The 18,315-nt window shown below is 57.5% G+C and carries 14 protein-coding genes and 2 pseudogenes; 8 read left to right on the top strand and 8 right to left on the bottom strand.

The genetic code is table 11. The features are described from left to right. The first annotated feature begins 4 nt into the window (after positions 1-4). Positions 5-1,900: a DNA topoisomerase IV subunit B gene (parE, locus tag ACESQ2_RS16300; protein ID WP_373170897.1), complete on the top strand. Its 1,896-nt coding sequence runs from the start codon at positions 5-7 to the stop codon at positions 1,898-1,900. A 41-nt stretch (positions 1,901-1,941) separates the two neighbouring features. Here parE and ACESQ2_RS16295 read toward each other — a convergent pair whose 3' ends face one another. From ACESQ2_RS16295 to qseB, 4 genes are all read right to left on the bottom strand, one after another. After that, a complete protein-coding gene (locus ACESQ2_RS16295; RefSeq protein ID WP_004125281.1) occupies positions 1,942-2,256 on the bottom strand; it encodes a putative quinol monooxygenase in 315 nt (104 codons plus the stop codon). Positions 2,257-2,347: 91 nt separating this feature from the next. After that, on the bottom strand, positions 2,348-2,929 hold the full coding sequence (locus tag ACESQ2_RS16290; RefSeq protein ID WP_014226872.1) for an NAD(P)H-dependent oxidoreductase: 582 nt from the start codon (positions 2,927-2,929) through the stop codon (positions 2,348-2,350). 106 nt (positions 2,930-3,035) lie between these two features. Continuing rightward, positions 3,036-4,385 carry a quorum sensing histidine kinase QseC gene (gene qseC / locus ACESQ2_RS16285; protein WP_373170895.1) on the bottom strand — a complete coding sequence of 450 codons (1,350 nt, stop codon included), beginning with the start codon at positions 4,383-4,385 and terminating at the stop codon, positions 3,036-3,038. Continuing rightward, entirely contained in the window at positions 4,382-5,041 is a 660-nt protein-coding gene (gene qseB, locus ACESQ2_RS16280) for a quorum sensing response regulator transcription factor QseB (protein WP_064377962.1), read from the bottom strand. The genes qseC and qseB overlap by 4 nt, the downstream gene beginning before the upstream one ends. Positions 5,042-5,191: 150 nt before the next feature. On the opposite strand from qseB, the gene ACESQ2_RS16275 reads away from it, so the two are divergent. The 6 genes and pseudogenes from ACESQ2_RS16275 to ACESQ2_RS16250 all read left to right on the top strand — a co-directional run. Then, on the top strand, positions 5,192-5,599 hold the full coding sequence (locus tag ACESQ2_RS16275) for a YgiW/YdeI family stress tolerance OB fold protein (RefSeq protein ID WP_014839568.1): 408 nt from the start codon (positions 5,192-5,194) through the stop codon (positions 5,597-5,599). Between the two features lie 77 nt (positions 5,600-5,676). Beyond that, positions 5,677-6,546: pseudogene (locus ACESQ2_RS16270) on the top strand (GyrI-like domain-containing protein). Between the two features lie 122 nt (positions 6,547-6,668). Next, positions 6,669-8,927 carry a DNA topoisomerase IV subunit A gene (gene parC, locus ACESQ2_RS16265; protein ID WP_373170892.1) on the top strand — a complete coding sequence of 753 codons (2,259 nt, stop codon included), beginning with the start codon at positions 6,669-6,671 and terminating at the stop codon, positions 8,925-8,927. Positions 8,928-9,119: 192 nt separating this feature from the next. Then, positions 9,120-9,857: a 1-acylglycerol-3-phosphate O-acyltransferase gene (plsC, locus tag ACESQ2_RS16260; RefSeq protein WP_004125254.1), complete on the top strand. Its 738-nt coding sequence runs from the start codon at positions 9,120-9,122 to the stop codon at positions 9,855-9,857. Between the two features lie 84 nt (positions 9,858-9,941). Then, positions 9,942-11,354, top strand: coding sequence for a cell division protein FtsP (gene ftsP, locus ACESQ2_RS16255; RefSeq protein ID WP_004854230.1), 1,413 nt, complete (start codon positions 9,942-9,944; stop codon positions 11,352-11,354). A gap of 30 nt (positions 11,355-11,384) precedes the next feature. Beyond that, positions 11,385-13,625, top strand: a pseudogene (locus ACESQ2_RS16250) (YgiQ family radical SAM protein); the annotation flags it as partial. Positions 13,626-13,751: 126 nt separating this feature from the next. On the opposite strand, the gene ACESQ2_RS16245 reads toward ACESQ2_RS16250, so the two are convergent. The 3 genes from ACESQ2_RS16245 to yqhD form a co-directional block, all read right to left on the bottom strand. Next, a complete protein-coding gene (locus tag ACESQ2_RS16245; RefSeq protein WP_025105926.1) occupies positions 13,752-14,207 on the bottom strand; it encodes an HIT family protein in 456 nt (151 codons plus the stop codon). 98 nt (positions 14,208-14,305) lie between these two features. After that, the gene (gene dkgA / locus ACESQ2_RS16240; RefSeq protein ID WP_046877669.1) at positions 14,306-15,133 is read right to left on the bottom strand and encodes a 2,5-didehydrogluconate reductase DkgA; all 828 of its coding nucleotides are present in this window, start codon (positions 15,131-15,133) and stop codon (positions 14,306-14,308) included. A gap of 132 nt (positions 15,134-15,265) precedes the next feature. Further along, positions 15,266-16,429, bottom strand: coding sequence for an alcohol dehydrogenase (gene yqhD / locus ACESQ2_RS16235; protein ID WP_032692877.1), 1,164 nt, complete (start codon positions 16,427-16,429; stop codon positions 15,266-15,268). 196 nt (positions 16,430-16,625) lie between these two features. On the opposite strand from yqhD, the gene ACESQ2_RS16230 reads away from it, so the two are divergent. Then, on the top strand, positions 16,626-17,525 hold the full coding sequence (locus ACESQ2_RS16230; protein ID WP_046877671.1) for an AraC family transcriptional regulator: 900 nt from the start codon (positions 16,626-16,628) through the stop codon (positions 17,523-17,525). A 44-nt stretch (positions 17,526-17,569) separates the two neighbouring features. Here ACESQ2_RS16230 and yghB read toward each other — a convergent pair whose 3' ends face one another. Further along, complete coding sequence (yghB, locus tag ACESQ2_RS16225) at positions 17,570-18,229, bottom strand: DedA family general envelope maintenance protein YghB (protein ID WP_004125241.1); 660 nt, start codon at positions 18,227-18,229, stop codon at positions 17,570-17,572. Between the last annotated feature and the right edge of the window lie 86 nt (positions 18,230-18,315).

Here is an 18,315-nt window from a genome sequence, read left to right as displayed (position 1 = left end):
CACCATGACGCAATCTTCATATAACGCTGATGCCATTGAGGTACTCACCGGGCTAGAGCCGGTTCGCCGCCGTCCGGGAATGTACACTGATACCACACGTCCAAACCATCTTGGTCAGGAAGTTATTGATAACAGCGTGGATGAGGCCCTGGCCGGTCACGCGAAACGCGTGGAGGTGATTCTCCACGCCGATCAGTCGCTGGAAGTCATCGACGATGGACGCGGAATGCCGGTGGATATCCACCCTGAAGAGGGGGTTCCGGCAGTTGAACTGATTCTTTGCCGCCTGCACGCCGGGGGGAAGTTCTCCAATAAGAACTACCAGTTCTCCGGCGGCCTGCACGGCGTAGGGATTTCGGTGGTCAACGCCTTATCGAAACGCGTTGAGGTGAACGTGCGCCGCGACGGCCAGGTCTACAGCATCGCGTTTGAAAACGGCGATAAAGTAGAAGATCTGCACGTGACCGGTACCTGCGGTAAGCGCAATACCGGTACCAGCGTGCACTTCTGGCCGGACGAAAGCTTTTTCGATAGCCCGCGTTTTTCCGTCTCGCGCCTTTCTCATTTATTAAAGGCCAAGGCCGTTCTCTGCCCGGGCGTAGAGATTGTTTTCCGCGATCTGGTTAACGACAGCGAACAGCGCTGGTGCTACGCCGATGGTCTGACCGACTATCTTAGCGAAGCGGTTAACGGCCTGCCGCTGCTGCCGGAAAAACCGTTCGTCGGCACCTTCTCCGGCGATACCGAAGCGGTCGACTGGGCGCTGCTGTGGCTGCCGGAAGGCGGTGAACTGCTGACCGAAAGCTACGTCAACCTGATCCCGACGATGCAGGGCGGTACCCACGTTAACGGCCTGCGCCAGGGGCTGCTGGACGCCATGCGCGAGTTCTGCGAATACCGCAATATTCTGCCGCGCGGCGTGAAGCTGTCGGCGGAAGATATCTGGGAGCGCTGCGCCTACGTCCTGTCCGTGAAGATGCAGGACCCGCAGTTTGCCGGGCAAACGAAAGAGCGCCTCTCTTCACGTCAGTGCGCCGCGTTTGTTTCCGGGGTGGTCAAAGATGCCTTCAGCCTGTGGCTGAACCAGAACGTTCAGTCGGCAGAGCTGCTGGCGGAAATGGCGATCTCCAGCGCCCAGCGTCGCCTGCGCGCGGCGAAGAAAGTGGTGCGTAAAAAGCTGACCAGCGGTCCGGCGCTGCCCGGTAAGCTGGCGGACTGTACCGCCCAGGATTTGAACCGAACCGAACTGTTCCTTGTGGAAGGGGATTCGGCGGGCGGATCGGCCAAGCAGGCGCGCGATCGCGAGTATCAGGCGATCATGCCGCTGAAAGGTAAAATCCTGAACACCTGGGAAGTCTCTTCCGATGAGGTGCTGGCTTCCCAGGAAGTGCATGATATTTCCGTCGCCATCGGTATCGATCCGGATAGCGACGACCTGAGCCAGCTGCGCTACGGCAAGATTTGTATTCTGGCGGATGCCGACTCCGATGGCCTGCACATCGCGACGCTGCTTTGCGCGCTGTTCGTCAGGCACTTCCGCACGCTGGTTAAACAAGGTCACGTCTACGTGGCGCTGCCGCCCCTGTACCGTATCGACCTCGGCAAAGACGTGTATTACGCGCTTACAGAAGAAGAGAAAACTGGCGTGCTGGAGCAGCTTAAGCGCAAGAAAGGCAAGCCGAACGTGCAGCGCTTCAAAGGGCTGGGCGAGATGAACCCGATGCAGCTGCGCGAGACCACGCTGGATCCGAATACCCGCCGTCTGGTACAGCTGATTATCAACGATGAAGACGAGCAGCAGACGACCGCCATGATGGATATGCTGTTAGCGAAGAAGCGTTCTGAAGATCGGCGTAACTGGCTGCAGGAGAAGGGCGATCTGGCGGAGCTGGACGGATAATAAAAAATCGGCCGGGAAACCGGCCGATCTCTTTTGCTTGCTTAAATACCCGCTTCAAGAATACGAATATTCATTTCCAGTACGTCGCCTTTCACGGCTTCGCCGTAGGCTTTCATGTGCGGCGTCTGCAGGTGCGCTTCAAGATGCGCGACGCTTTCCCACTGCTCGACCATCACGATGGAATCTGGTGAAGTAGTCTGAAAACTGACGCCAGCGGCGTGATCCACCAGCGGCGCATAGCCGTGGCAGCCTTCTTCCTGGAGAACGGTCGGGGTAATTTTTGCGAACTGATCCAGCACCGCCTGACGATGGTGTTGGCCCGGACGAGTGCGAATTTCAGCGATCACTGTCAACATGGTTAACTCAACTCCTTCTGTATATTCTCATCATACTTCAAGCCGCCGCTAAAATGAGCCGCGCTTGTCGTCTTTTCATAACTCACTACAGTTAACCAAAAATTTCCGCCAGATGCTTGCGATATTCTGCCGTATAACGCGGAACATCGGGCATTTTGATCACATCGTTGGCGATGAAGGTGGGCAGGGCGCTCATCCCAAGGAACTGGTTGGCCTTATGAAATGGCAGGTACACCCCGTCGACGCCAACGCCGTGGAAGAACTGATCTTTCTCGGTGAACGCTTCCATCGGCGCGTTCCAGGTCAGGGACAGCATATATTTTTTCCCCTGAATCAGGCCGCCGGAACCATATTTCTTACTGGCGTCGGAGCGGGTGCGGCCATCGCTGGCATACAGCGCGCCGTGACCTTCGGTAAAGACATCATCAATGTACTTTTTCACCGTCCACGGTGCGCCCATCCACCAGCCCGGCATCTGCCAGATAACCACATCTGCCCAGAGAAAATTCTGCACTTCTTCTTTTATGTCGTAGTCGCTCTCGGCGCGGACGACCTTAACATCATGCCCGGCGTCGCGCAGATAGCCATCCGCGACCTCGGTCAGGGTGTCGTTCAGCTGGCCGTTAGAGTGGGCGAATTTTTTCGCACCGTTAATAATCAGGATGTTGCTCATTTTTTATCCTCAACTTTTCAATTTTGAGGCTAATTTTACCCCGCAGGGCAGAGCGGTAAAATGAGCAAAATGTGCAAAGTCTTTTGCTTTTTTAGCAATAATGTCGCTACCAGCGAATGCGCGCCTCGAATCCGCCGCCCCGGGCGTTGTCGAAACTGGCCGTCATCCCGTGCAGCGCGGCGATGCGTTTGACGATGGAGAGCCCAAGGCCGCTGCCGGGCTGTTCCTGGCCGGGAGGGCGATAAAAGCGCTCGCCGATGCGCGTCAGGGCCTCGGCGCTGATGCCCGGGCCGTTGTCGCGTACGCGAAATTCACCCGCATCAAGGATGATGTCGACCTGGCGTCCGGCGGCGCTATAGCGCACGGCGTTATCCAGAAGATTGCGCACCAGCAGGCTCAGCAGCAGCGGCTGGCCGGTGCGCGTGATGTTTTTCGCGTTCAGGTGCAGGCGTAGCTCAACGCCGGCCTGCTGGGCGGGGTGGTACATCTCCATGACCGCCGACTGCAGCAGTTCATCAAGGGCGATAGTCTGGAGATCGTCCAGCTGCGCCAGCGAATCCAGACGCGACAGGGTGAGCAGCTGGTCGACCAGGCGAGTGGCGCGATCGATCCCCTGATGAAGCTGCGCCAGCGCTTTATCCAGCCCTTGCGGATCGTCCGTTGAGAGCTGGGCCACTTCGGTCTGCACCTTCAGCGCCGCCAGCGGGCTGCGCAGCTCGTGGGCGGCATCGGACGTGAAGCGACGCTCGCGGATCATGGTGTCATGCGTCCGGGTAAAGAGCTGATTTAGCGCGTCGACCAGCGGGCGAACTTCGCTGGGTACGTTCTCGCTATTTAGCGTTTCGGCGGAGTCCGGCGCCCGGGCGCGCAGCGTGGTGGCCAGCTTTTTCAGCGGCGCCAGCTCCCGGCTCAACAGCACGATGAGCAGCAAAAACATCAGCGGCAGCGCAACCAGCCAGGGCGTAAGCTGGGAGGTGACGATATCCAGCGCCATCTCGCGGCGGTAATCCCACTCCTGACCGACGGCGATACAGTGGCGGCCGTCGCGGGTGGTAAGCCACAGGAAGCGCCACTCGTCATCGTCGCCGCGCAGGTAGCCATCGCTGAACCCCTCCCGATGGTTACCCCACTGGATATCCTGGCCATTTTCGCCATCGTTAAGCACCATTTTGCCATCGGCGGTAAAGATAGCGAAAGCCAGCGCATCGTCATCGAGATGGCCATGTTTGACCTTTTTCTGCTCCCGTACCTGCGGAGCGAGGGTATGGAGTTCGTCAACATTCATCGCGCTCAGGCGGCGGGCGAACAGCAGCTGCTGGGTATCGAACAGCTTATCCAGTTTGTCGGCGGTTTGTTGCCAGGCCACAAGGCTGGCAATGCCCCAGGCGGCGCTGGTCAGCAGCAGAAAAAGCAGCGTCAGGCGGACGCGCAGGCTCAGTCTACCCAGTCGTTTCATGCATCCCCCAGGGTATAGCCGATGCCGTGCACGGTGCGAATGAAGCCGCTGCCGAGCTTACGGCGCAGATGATGGACGTGCACTTCTACCGCGTTACTGGAGACATCGTCATCCCAGCTATAGAGCTTTTCCTCAATCAGCTTACGCGGCAGCACGCGTCCGGCGTTGCGCATCAGGAGTTCCAGCAGAGCAAACTCCTTTGGCTTGAGCGGCAGACTGTCGCCGTTTAGCGTGGTCGTGAGTCGGCCTGGATCGAGAACAACATTGCCGTGCCGCAGCTCGCTGCTGCTGTGGCCGTGGGCGCGACGCATCAGCGCTTCCAGACGCGCGGCGACTTCAACCAGTGCGAAAGGTTTGCAGAGGTAGTCATCGGCGCCGAGACGTAACCCTTCAACGCGCTGGCTGAGCGCGTCGCGGGCGGTGAGGATCAGTACCGGTTCGTGGCGGCCTTTGTCGCGCCATTCGCGCAGAATATCCAGCCCATCGATGCCGGGCAGGGTCAGGTCCAGAATAATGGCGTCGTAAGGGGCGTGGTACAGCGCGGCTTTGCCCTCTTCGCCGCGGGTAAACCAGTCGACGCTGAAGCCCAGCTTGGTCAGGCCGGTTTTAAGGCCGTCGCCGATCAGTTTGTCGTCTTCCACCAGTAAAATGCGCATTTTCTGCTCCTGTGTCCCTCGGATATTCCCGCAGTAAAGCGCGTTGCGGCGCGCGCTGTACAGGAATAAAATTTATTTTTTCCGCTTAAGAAGTCGTTAAGTTTTGCCCGGTGTAATAGTGACGATATAAACACAAAGGGAGAACACATCATGAAGAAAATCGCCGCAATGACCGCTATCATCGCCTTAGTTTCCATGCCGGTACTGGCCGCCGGGCAGGGCGGATTTTCCGGACCCGGCTCGACGCAAACCAGCCAGACGACTACGCAAAACGGCGGGTTCATTGGCCCGAACGGGAGCGTAACGACGGTTGCGAATGCGAAAAGCCTGCGTGACGATACCTGGGTGACCCTGCGCGGTAAAATCGTGGAGCGTATTTCCGACGACCTGTATAAATTCCAGGACAGCTCCGGCACCGTGAACGTCGATATCGATCACAAGCGCTGGAACGGCGTGACCGTGACCCCGCAGGATACGGTAGAGATTCAGGGTGAAGTGGATAAAGACTGGAACTCAGTGGAAATCGACGTAAAGCAGATTCGTAAAATCACGCCATAATTTTCTTATCATCTTAAGCAAGATCGGTCAGGAACCGCACTCCTCGCTCTGTCAGAGTATGTTTCCGGGAGGATGCGATGAACGATACTCAGGTAAGCCCGGCCTTTGCCGGGCGTTTTCAGCAAGTGTGCTTGTACATTGAGCGCCATCTGGACACGCCGCTGTCGCTGGAGACGCTTAGTGCGATAGCCCACAGCTCGCCGTATCATTTTCACCGGCAATTCAGCGCCTATAGCGGGGTACCGCTCTATCGCTATATCCAGTGGCTACGTCTGCGTCGCGCCTGTTGGCGACTGGCGTTTAATCCACAGGAAAAGATTATCAATATTGCCCTTGATGCGGGGTTCCAGAATCCTGAGTCGTTCAGCCGTGCCTTCCGCAGCGCTTTCGCGCAAAGCCCCAGCCAGTTCCGTCAACAGCCGGACTGGCTGGAATGGCATCGACGTGTGCCGAAACATACGCTACAGGAGCAACACCCGATGGATGTTAAAATAATCCAGCTACCTACCACTCAGATCGCGAGGCTGCGGCATCGCGGCAACCCTGATTTAGTCAATGAGACCGCCGCGAAGTTTATCGCCTGGCGCAAGGTGAGCGGTCTGTCCCCGGTCGCCAGCTGCGCAACCTGAGGAATCTCCTGGGACGACCCCGCGGCCACGCCGGCTGACGATTTTCGTTTCGATATTGGCGGTACGGTCAGCCAGCCGGTGCCGGAAAACAGCTTCGGCGTGGTGAATGGCGAGATCCCCGGCGGACGTTGCGCAGTGGTGCGTCATCACGGCTCTCTGGACACGCTCGCGCAGAGCATCTGGTTTCTTTATCGCGACTGGCTGCCCGCATCGGGAGAGTCGCTGCGCGATTTCCCTGTTTTCTTTCGCTACCTCACTTTCGTGCATGAAGTCGGTGAGCATGAGCTGCAGACGGACGTTTATCTTCCGCTGAAATGAAGGATGTCCACTGAATTCCTCAACCAGCCTAACGCCCTGTGACTCAGGGCGTCAGATAGGGTATTATCGCCGGTAGTTTTGCCGTCCGAACGGCCGGTACGCAGATTGAGGATTCACGATTAATGAGCGATATGGCAGAGCGCCTTGCGCTGCATGAATTTACGGAAAACGCCTACCTGAACTACTCCATGTACGTCATCATGGACAGGGCGCTGCCGTTTATTGGCGATGGCCTGAAGCCGGTCCAGCGTCGCATCGTCTATGCGATGTCTGAGCTGGGTCTCAACGCCAGCGCCAAGTTCAAAAAGTCCGCCCGCACCGTCGGCGACGTGCTGGGTAAATACCATCCGCACGGCGATAGCGCCTGCTATGAAGCCATGGTGCTGATGGCGCAACCCTTCTCTTACCGCTATCCGCTGGTTGACGGTCAGGGGAACTGGGGGGCACCGGACGATCCTAAATCCTTCGCCGCGATGCGTTATACCGAATCCCGTTTGTCGAAGTATGCTGAACTGCTGCTGAGCGAACTGGGGCAGGGCACCGTTGACTGGGTACCGAACTTCGACGGCACTTTGCAGGAGCCGAAGATGCTGCCTGCGCGCTTGCCTAATATTCTGCTCAACGGCACTACCGGCATTGCCGTCGGCATGGCGACGGATATTCCGCCGCACAACCTGCGTGAAGTCGCTCAGGCGGCCATTACCCTGATTGAAAAACCGCAGACCTCGCTGGACGATCTGCTGGATATCGTACAGGGGCCGGATTACCCGACCGAAGCGGAAATCATCACCCCCCGCGCCGAGATCCGCAAAATCTACCAGAACGGCCGCGGTTCGGTGCGGATGCGCGCGGTGTGGACGAAAGAAGACGGCGCGGTGGTGATCAGCGCGCTGCCGCATCAGGTTTCCGGCGCCCGCGTGCTCGAGCAGATCGCCGCCCAGATGCGCAACAAAAAGCTGCCGATGGTGGATGACCTGCGCGACGAATCGGATCACGAAAACCCGACTCGCCTGGTGATCGTCCCGCGCTCTAACCGCGTGGATATGGAGCAGGTGATGAACCACCTGTTCGCGACGACCGATCTGGAAAAGAGCTATCGTATCAACCTGAATATGATCGGGCTCGATAACCGTCCGGCGGTAAAAAACCTGCTGGAAATCCTCTCGGAATGGCTGACTTTCCGCCGCGATACCGTGCGCCGTCGTCTCAGCTACCGTCTGGAAAAAGTCCTTAAGCGTCTGCATATCCTGGAAGGTTTGCTGGTGGCGTTTCTGAATATCGATGAAGTTATCGAAATTATCCGTCACGAAGATGAGCCTAAGCCGGCCCTGATGTCGCGCTTTGGCATCAGCGAAACTCAGGCGGAAGCGATTCTGGAATTAAAACTGCGCCATCTCGCCCGGCTGGAAGAGATGAAGATTCGCGGTGAGCAGAACGAGCTGGAAAAAGAGCGCGACCATCTGCAGGCCATTCTGGCTTCTGAACGCAAAATGAATAACCTGCTGAAGAAAGAGCTGCAGGCCGACGCCGACGCCTTTGGCGACGATCGCCGTTCGCCGCTGCGCGAGCGTGAAGAAGCGAAAGCGATGAGCGAGCACGATATGCTGCCGTCCGAGCCGGTCACCATCGTTCTGTCGCAGAGCGGCTGGGTGCGCAGCGCCAAAGGCCACGATATCGACGCGCCGGGGCTGAACTATAAAGCGGGCGACAGTTTTAAAGCCGCAGTGAAAGGGAAGAGCAATCAGCCGGTGGTCTTTATTGACACCACCGGGCGTAGCTACGCGATTGACCCGATCACCCTGCCGTCCGCACGCGGACAGGGCGAGCCGCTCACCGGTAAGCTGACGCTGCCGCCGGGGGCGACGGTAGAACATATGCTGATGGAGGCCGATAACCAAAAACTGCTGCTGGCTTCCGACGCAGGCTACGGGTTTATTTGTACTTTCAACGATCTGGTCGCGCGCAATCGTGCCGGTAAGACGTTGATTAGCCTTCCGGATAACGCGCACGTAATGCCGCCGCTGGTGATTGAGGATGAGTCCGATATGCTGCTGGCCATTACCGCAGCCGGCCGCATGCTGATGTTCCCGGTGAGCGATCTGCCGCAGCTGTCGAAAGGCAAAGGCAACAAGATCATCAGTATTCCGTCGGCGGAAGCGGCTGCGGGCCAGGATGGCCTGGCGCACCTGTTCGTTCTGCCGCCGCAAAGTACGCTGACGATTCACGTCGGCAAACGGAAAATCAAACTACGCCCGGAAGAGCTGCAAAAAGTCACCGGCGAGCGCGGCCGCCGCGGCTCTCTGATGCGCGGATTACAGAAAATTGACCGGGTGGAGATTGATTCACCGCGTCGCGCCTCCGCGGGCGATAGCGAAGAGTAGGAGCATCCTCCCCCGCGGTTCGGCGGGGGAGGTTAATATTTACCGCAAAATCGTTGTTTATTCAGGCATTGCGATGAACAATATCCGCCTGCGTCATTCGAGATGCGCAACGCGCTTTGCAATGATGCCCGATGCCTGCAATCTGCGAAACAGCGAGTATAATTCTAAGCGGTTTGGGTTTTAGAGGTAGCTATGCTATTTATTTTTCGACTAATTATCGTTGTCATCTATTGTATTCTGGTCTGCATCTTCGGCTGTATTTATTGTCTGTTCAGCCCGCGTAACCCTAAGCACGTCGCCACCTTCGGCCACCTGTTTGGCAAACTGTCGCCGGTCTTCGGCCTGAAAGTCGAGCTGCGCAAGCCAGCCGACGCGGAAAGCTACGGCAACGCTATCTATATCGCTAACCACCAGAATAACTATGATATGGTGACGGCATCAAATATCGTGCAGCCGCCGACCGTGACCGTGGGTAAAAAGAGCCTGGCGTGGATCCCCTTTTTCGGCCAGCTCTACTGGCTGACGGGGAACCTGCTGATCGATCGCAATAACCGGGCAAAGGCGCATGGCACTATTGCCGAAGTCGTGAACGCATTTAAAAAGCGCAATATCTCTTTTTGGATGTTTCCGGAAGGGACCCGCAGCCGCGGCCGCGGTTTGCTGCCCTTTAAAACCGGCGCTTTTCATGCCGCTGTCGCGGCTGGCGTGCCAATTATTCCGGTGTGCGTGTCTAATACATCGAATAAAATTAATCTCAATCGTCTGAATAACGGTCTGGTGATTGTAGAAATGCTGCCGCCGGTAGATACCAGCCAGTATGGAAAAGAGGGCGTTCGCGCGCTGGCCACGCACTGCCGCGAGCTGATGTCCGCGAAAATCGCTGAGCTGGATAAAGAAGTTGCCGAACGCGAAGCGGCCGCAAAGAAATAACACAGGAAACGCCGCAAACAGCGCGCGGATTGCTGGCGGGAAACGAATTCCCTTATTAATTAGTCAGTATTTCATGGAGTTAATATGTCACTCAGTCGGCGTCAGTTCATTAAGGCTTCAGGCGTAGCGCTGTGCGCGGGCGCCGCGCCGCTGAAGGCACAGGCCGCTGGCCAGCAGCCTGCGCTGCCGATCCCCCCTCTGCTGGAGTCCCGCCGCGGGCAGCCGCTATTCTTGACGCTACAGCGCGCGCACTGGTCGTTTACGCCCGGTACCCGCGCCTCGGTGTGGGGGATTAACGGTCGCTATATGGGGCCAACCATTCGCGTCTGGAATGGCGACGATGTGAAGCTGATCTACAGCAACCGCCTGACGGAAAACGTGGCGATGACTATCCGTGGTCTGCAGGTCCCCGGTCCGCTGATCGGCGGCGCCGCGCGCATGATGTCCGCTAACGCCGACTGGGCGCCGGTATTGCCAATCCGGCAAAGCGCGGCGACCCTGTGGTATCAGGCCAACACCCCAAACCATATGGCAAAACAGGTCTATAACGGCCTGGCCGGCATGTGGCTGGTGGAAGATGATGTCAGTAAGAATCTGCCGATCCCCAATCACTACGGCGTGGATGATTTCCCGGTGATTATTCAGGACAAGCGTCTGGATAACTTCGGTACGCCTGAATACAGCGAGCCCGGTAGCGGTGGTTTCGTGGGCGATACGCTGCTGGTGAACGGCGTACAGGGGCCTTTCGTTGAGGTGTCGCGCGGCTGGGTGCGCCTGCGCCTGCTGAATGCGTCCAACTCCCGTCGCTATCAGCTGCAGATGAGCGATGGCCGATTGCTGCACGTGATTTCCGGTGACCAGGGGCTCCTGCCCGCGCCGGTTTCGCTGAAGCAGCTGTCGCTGGCGCCGGGAGAGCGTCGAGAAATTCTGGTCGATATGACCAACGGCGATGAAGTGTCGATCACCTGCGGGGAAGCGGCAAGCATCGTCGATCGTATTCGCGGCTTCTTCGAGCCGTCGAGCATTCTGATCTCCACGCTGATTCTGACATTGCGCCCGACGGGCCTGCTGCCGCTGGTGACCGATAGTCTGCCCGTGCGTTTGCTGCCGACGGAAATTCTGGCCGGCGCGGCGATTCGCAGCCGTGAGATCACCCTTGGCGACGATCCGGGGATCAACGGTCAGCTGTGGGATCCGCAGCGTATCGATATTACGGCGCAGCAGGGCACCTGGGAGCGCTGGATTGTGCGCGCCGACCGGCCGCAGTCGTTCCATATTGAAGGCGTCATGTTCCAGGTGCGTAACGTCAACGGCTCCGCGCCGTTCCCGGAAGATCGCGGCTGGAAGGATACCGTCTGGATCGACGGCCAGGTTGAACTGTTGGTCTATTACAATCAGCCCTCCTGGCCGCACTTCCCGTTCCAGTATTTAAGCCAGACGCTGGAGCTTGCCGACCGGGGCTCCATTGGCCAGATTCTGGTGAATCCGGCGCCGTAATTTATTCTGTCCCGGTTCCATGCGGCCGGGATTGGAAAAACCTCCTTCATTTCTTCCATCGTTCCGGCTTATAATCGCCGCCCTTTTTGATTATTTTTTTATCATTTCCCCGGAAGCAATATGAGCGCAATATCCCTGATCCAACCGGATCGTGACCTTTTCTCCTGGCCGCAGTACTGGGCCGCCTGCTTTGGCCCCGCGCCGTTCTTGCCGATGTCGCGAGAAGAGATGGATCAACTTGGCTGGGATAGCTGCGACATCATTCTGGTTACCGGCGATGCCTATGTCGATCACCCGAGCTTCGGCATGGCGATTTGCGGACGCATGCTGGAAGCGCAAGGGTTTCGCGTGGGGATTATTTCCCAGCCGGACTGGAATAATAAAAACGATTTTATGCGCCTGGGTAAACCGAATCTGTTCTTCGGCGTCACCGCCGGCAACATGGATTCGATGATCAACCGCTACACCGCCGACCGCAAGCTGCGTCATGACGATGCCTACACGGCGGGTAACGTTGCCGGTAAACGCCCGGATCGCGCCACGCTGGTCTATACCCAGCGCTGTAAAGAAGCCTGGAAAGATGTCCCGGTGATCCTCGGCGGTATCGAAGCCAGCCTGCGCCGTACCGCGCACTACGACTACTGGTCTGATACCGTGCGTCGCTCGGTTCTGGTGGACTCCAAAGCCGATATGCTGATGTTCGGCAACGGCGAGCGTCCGCTGGTGGAAGTGGCGCACCGTCTGGCCGCCGGCGAGCCCATTGGGCAAATTCGTGACGTACGCAACACCGCCATCATGGTGAAAGAGGCGCTGCCGGGCTGGAGCGGAGTGGATTCCACGCGTCTGGATACGCCGGGAAAAATCGACCCGATTCCGCATCCGTACGGTGAAGATTTGCCGTGCGCGGATAACAAAACCGTCGCGCCGCCAAAACAGGAAGCGAAGCGCGTTACCGTGCAGCCCCCGCGTCCGAAGCCGTGGGAGAAGACCTACGTCCTGCTGCCTTCCTTTGAGAAGGTGAAAGGCGACAAGGTTCTCTACGCGCACGCGTCGCGTATTCTGCACCATGAAACCAATCCCGGCTGCGCCCGCGCGCTGATGCAGAAGCACGGCGAGCGCTATATCTGGGTTAACCCGCCCGCCATCCCGCTCTCCACCGAAGAGATGGATAGCGTGTTTGCCCTGCCGTATAAGCGCGTTCCGCATCCCTCATACGGCGATGCCCGCATTCCGGCCTACGAGATGATCCGCTTCTCGATTAACATTATGCGCGGCTGTTTTGGCGGCTGTTCCTTCTGCTCAATTACCGAGCATGAGGGGCGTATCATTCAGAGCCGTTCCGAAGATTCGATCATCAATGAAATCGAAGCGATTCGCGACACGGTTCCCGGTTTTACCGGCATTATTTCCGATCTTGGCGGCCCAACGGCCAACATGTATATGCTGCGCTGCAAGTCGCCGCGCGCCGAGCAGACCTGCCGCCGCCTGTCATGCGTTTATCCGGATATCTGCCCGCATATGGACACTAACCATGAGCCGACGATTAATCTCTATCGCCGCGCCCGTGACCTGAAAGGCATCAAAAAGATCCTCATCGCTTCCGGCGTACGTTACGACATCGCCGTTGAAGACCCGCGCTATATCAAAGAGCTGGCTACCCACCACGTTGGCGGCTATCTGAAGATTGCCCCGGAGCATACGGAAGAGGGACCGCTGTCGAAAATGATGAAGCCGGGTATGGGCAGCTACGATCGCTTTAAGCAGCTGTTTGATACCTATTCGAAGCAGGCCGGTAAAGAGCAGTATCTGATCCCATACTTTATTTCCGCCCACCCCGGCACGCGGGATGAAGATATGGTGAATCTGGCGCTGTGGCTTAAACAGCATCGTTTCCGCCTGGATCAGGTGCAGAACTTCTATCCGTCGCCGCTGGCGAACTCGACCACCATGTATTACACCGGTAAGAACCCGCTGGGTAAGATTGGCTATAAGAGTGAGGATGTGGTGGTGCCGAAGGGCGACAAACAGCGCCGCCTGCACAAGGCGCTGCTGCGCTATCACGATCCGGCCAACTGGCCGCTGATCCGTCAGGCGCTGGAAACCATGGGTAAAAAGCACCTGATCGGCAGCCGTCGCGATTGCCTGGTACCGGCGCCGACGATCGACGAAATGCGCGAAGCGCGTCGCCAGAACCGCCATACCCGTCCGGCGCTGACCAAGCATACGCCGATTGTACACCAGCGCTCGAACGGCGGGGCGACGGCGAAGAAGCCCGTAAAACGCGGTAAGGTCGCCGGTCGTTAATTTGACTGCATTGCCCGCTGGCGCTTCGCTGACCGGGCCTGATAATTCCGGGCCCGGTCAGCAGCTTACCAAACGGCAAAGCAAATTCTATGGCTATGCCTCTCTGATTCTGGCCGCCAGCGCCGCCAGCTTTTCATCATCCGCCCGCTCATGATCGTGGGAAGAGAGATAGCCTTCATATTGCGCAAAAAACTTAGTCTGACGCGACTCGATCGGCCGCCATTGGGTCATATCGCCGGTGCCGTGCATCGGGCTGAGTTTGCTGTGGACATGGTCAACGCCATAGCCTTCAAAAAACATCCCCGTACGGCCCACGTCATCAAAGGCTTTATCCAGAAGCTTTGCCACCTTCTGCGTCGCCAGCACCAGATCGGCCAATGCCTGCGGCGGCATATCAAACGCATAGCTGGGGTAGTGCTTCTTCGGGATCACGACCGTAAAACCGTCGGTATTAGGGAAAATAGAGAGAAAGGCGAGGTGGTGTTCATCTTCCCACACCTTATGGCAGGGGGCTTTCCCCTCAACAATTTGGCAGAAAATACAGCTCATCAGCACGCATCCATTTGATTGCAATAAACCCTGAATGTACGTGGTTTTAGCCGGATAGCAAAGCGATGCTCCGCCGGAAGCCGACGGAGCAGGAAAGGTTAACCGCCGAACTGATCCGGGTCGGGTCCCAGTCGCTTGTTCTGGTCCAGTTTAGTGATTTCACTCAATTCATCTTTATCAAGACGGAAGTCCCAGACGTTAAAATTCTCGGCAATGCGCGATGGCGTCACCGATTTCGGGATCACCACCAGGCCGCTGTCGAGATGCCAGCGGATAACGATCTGCGCCGGGGTTTTACCGTATTTATCCGCCAGTTGACGAATAATTTTCTGATCGAATACCCCTTCGCCGCCCTGCGCAAGCGGGCTCCAGGACTCGGTCTGGATCTTATGCGTCGCATTCCAGGCGTGAAGCTGGCGCTGCTGCATCAGCGGGTGAAGTTCAATCTGGTTTATCACCGGAGCGACGCCGGTTTCATCGATGATTTTTTGCAGATGATGAACCTGGAAATTACAGACGCCGATGCTTTTTGCCAGCCCCTGCCGCTGTAGCTCAATTAAGCTTTTCCAGGCGTCGACGTAATGGTTAGTTGCCGGAACCGGCCAGTGAATGAGGTATAAGTCGACGTAGTCGAGCTTCAGTTTTTTAAGGCTTTCCTGCAGCGCTTCTTTGGGCTGTTTTTGATCGTCATTCCACAGTTTCGTGGTGACGAACAGCTCATCGCGGGCGACGCCTGCGCTGCTTAACGCATTGCCGACGCCGGTTTCATTCTGGTACACGGCGGCGGTGTCAAACGAGCGATAACCGACTTCCAGCGCCTTATGAATGGCGGAGACGACTTCCTCGTTGCCTGCTTTCCACACGCCGAGCCCCAGCTGCGGCATCAGGTTGCCGTCGTGTAGTTTTATAACGGTTGGATGTGTCATGCCTTCCTCCTGTTAATGAACTCAGCGGAATAAATTCCGCCGAGGGGTAGCATTAAGTCTGGACGAAATAGCTAAAAACGGTAGTTAAACTCCTCTCCTTTGCGCGAGTTTACGCGTCGGAGAGGGCGTTGATTAGCGCGCAGCCTCGTAAATACGGCGGCTGACGTCCAGCGTAATATCCTGATTTTCACCGAGCTGGGTCATGCCGTGCTCTTCCAGTTTCGCCAGCAGCGCCGGGATGGAGCTGCCATCCAGACCGTAGGCGGAAAGGCGCGTCGGGACGCCCATCTGTTCGAAGAAATCACGCGTTGCGGCGATAGCGGCGTCAATGCGCTCTTCCTCGGAACCTTCGGTGATGTTCCAGACGCGCGCGCCGTACTGCAGCAGCTTGGCGCGTTTAGCATCGCGTTTTTCATTCCACAGGGCTGGCAGAACGATAGCCAGCGTCTGGGCGTGATCGAGACCGTGCATGGCGGTTAGCTCGTGGCCGAGCATATGGGTCGCCCAGTCCTGCGGCACGCCTGCGCCAATCAGGCCGTTCAGCGCCTGGGTGGCCGCCCACATAATATTGGCGCGAACGTCGTAGTTTTCCGGCTCTTTCAGCGCTTTCGGGCCGTCTTCCACCAGGGTCAGCAGAATACCTTCGGCAAAGCGGTCCTGGATTTTGCCGTCGACCGGATAGGTGACGTACTGCTCAACGGTATGGACGAATGCGTCAACGACGCCGTTAGCCACCTGGCGCGGCGGCAGGGTGTAGGTGTAAACCGGATCCAGAATAGCGAACACCGGCTGGACGTGGGTGGACATAAACGCGCGTTTGTCGCCGGTGGTTTTACGCGAGATCACCGCGCCTTTATTGGATTCGGAACCGGTCGCCGGCAGCGTCAGCACGGAGCCCATCGGGATAGCGCTGGCCACTTTGCTGCCGTAGGTTTCGAGAATTTCCCACGGATCGCTATCGGCCGCATAGTGGGCCGCCGCGGCGATGAATTTGGTGCCGTCGAGAACGGAGCCGCCGCCCACCGCCAACAGGAAAGTGATCTTTTCATCACGCGCGATTTTCACCGCGTTCATCAGCGTTTCGTAGGACGGGTTTGGCTCGATGCCGCCAAATTCCCGAACGTCAATGCCGTTCAGCGCGCTCAGAACCTGATCAAGCACGCCGGTTTTCTTCACGCTACCGCCGCCGTAGGTGACAAGCACGCGTGCATCCGCCGGGATTTGATCGCGCAGATTTTCAATCGCGCCTTTACCGAACAGAATGCGGGTTGGGGTATGTAGGTCGAAATTATTCATGGCTGGTGCCCTCAAATAGATAAAACCGCCAACAGAGACAATACCTCTGCCAGATGACGGACATTGTGTTCCCGCGGGCCGTTCCCCTCAATGCACATTCCTGCCGTTGTCTTGCCCATTTCTCCTTGTGGCTGGAGAAATTCGCCGGAAGTGCGCACAATGCGAAGGTATAAAAACGTTCGGAGAAGCACGATAAATGAACCGCGCTGAGATATGCCAGCTATTAACGCATAAGGTTAATCAGCTGAAAGATAAAGAAGAAATGCTTAATGCTCTGCTGCCGGATATTCGCCTGCTGTACGGTACCCAGCCGGGGACGCGCACGCCGGTTATGTATCAGCCGGGGATCGTTTTTCTCTTTTCCGGGCATAAAATTGGCTACATTAACGAGCGTACCTTTCGCTATGACACCAATGAGTATCTGCTGCTGACGGTACCGCTGCCGTTTGAATGCGAAACCTTCGCCACTCCGGAAGTCCCGCTGGCGGGGGTTCGGCTGAACGTCGATATTCTTCAGCTGCAAGAACTGCTGATGGATATCGGGGAAGATGAGCAGTTTCAGCCGTCCATGGCGTCGAGCGGGATCAACTCTGCAGTGCTGTCCGAAGAGATATTGTGCGCGGCGGAGCGCCTGCTGGATGTCATGGAGCGCCCGCTGGACGCGCGCATTCTTGGCAAACAGATTATCCGCGAAATTCTCTATCACGTGCTGACCGGGCCGTGCGGGGGAGCGCTGCTGGCGCTGGTCAGTCGTCAGACCCACTTCAGCCTGATTAGCCGCGTATTGAAGCGTATTGAAAGCCAGTACACAGAGAACCTCAGCGTCGATCAGCTGGCGGCGGAAGCGAATATGAGCGTTTCGGCGTTCCACCATAACTTTAAATCGGTCACCAGCACCTCCCCGCTGCAGTACCTGAAAACCTATCGCCTGCATAAAGCGCGCATGCTGATGATCCACGATGGTATGAAGGCCAGCGCGGCGGCGATGCGGGTGGGGTATGAAAGCGCGTCGCAGTTCAGCCGCGAGTTTAAGCGTTATTTCGGCATGACGCCGGGGGAGGATGCGGCGCGTATCAGAACGATTCAGGGGATGTGACGAACGATGTAAGGGCGGCGAATCCGCGCCGCCCCGGTAAACGATCAGGCGTTACAGTATTTCTTTTTAATCACCACGATAACCGTACCGAGCAGCCCGGCGATCAGCAGCGCGATAGGCAGAATCATCAGGCAGGTCATAACCTGATCTTCATGGCGCTTAACGAAGGGAATCATGCTCAGCGCATAGCCCAGACCGGTGACTACGCCAACCCACAGCAGCGCGCTCAGCCAGTTGAAGAACTGGAAGCGGCGGTTTGGCAGCCCGGAAATGCCCGCCATGGTGGGCAGCAGGGTGCGAACAAACGCCAGGAAACGCCCGGCCAGCAGCGCCAGCAGGCCGTGTTTGTCAAACATGCAGGTTGCCCGCTGATGGTACTTATGCGGCAGATGCCCAAGCCAGCGCTTAACCGTAACGGTGTTACCCAGCCAGCGCCCCTGGATATAGCTCAGCCAGCAGCCGAGGCTGGCCGCGGCGGTTAAAATGGCGACCGTAGGTACAAAGTCCATTACGCCTTTGGCGATGAGCGCCCCGGCGAGCAGCAGCAGGCTATCGCCCGGTAAAAATGAGGCGGGCAGCAGACCGTTTTCCAGAAACAGGGTTGCGAACATGACCAGATATACAACGCCCACAACGTGGGGGTTTGCCAACGCGGCAAAATCATGCTGCCACAGCGCGGCGACAATTTCTTGAATGACAACCATGGACTTTCCTAAGTGGTACCGTGTTTTTTGTCTAGTGTACTCCTGAAGAGGCTCGGGCACCTTGATCCCGGGCGCAACTAAAGCGG

It is taken from the genome of Klebsiella sp. Q11 (assembly GCF_964241505.1).
In the GTDB taxonomy this organism is placed as follows: Bacteria; Pseudomonadota; Gammaproteobacteria; order Enterobacterales; family Enterobacteriaceae; genus Klebsiella; species Klebsiella michiganensis.
This window is presented reverse-complemented; position numbering and strand designations above follow the sequence as displayed.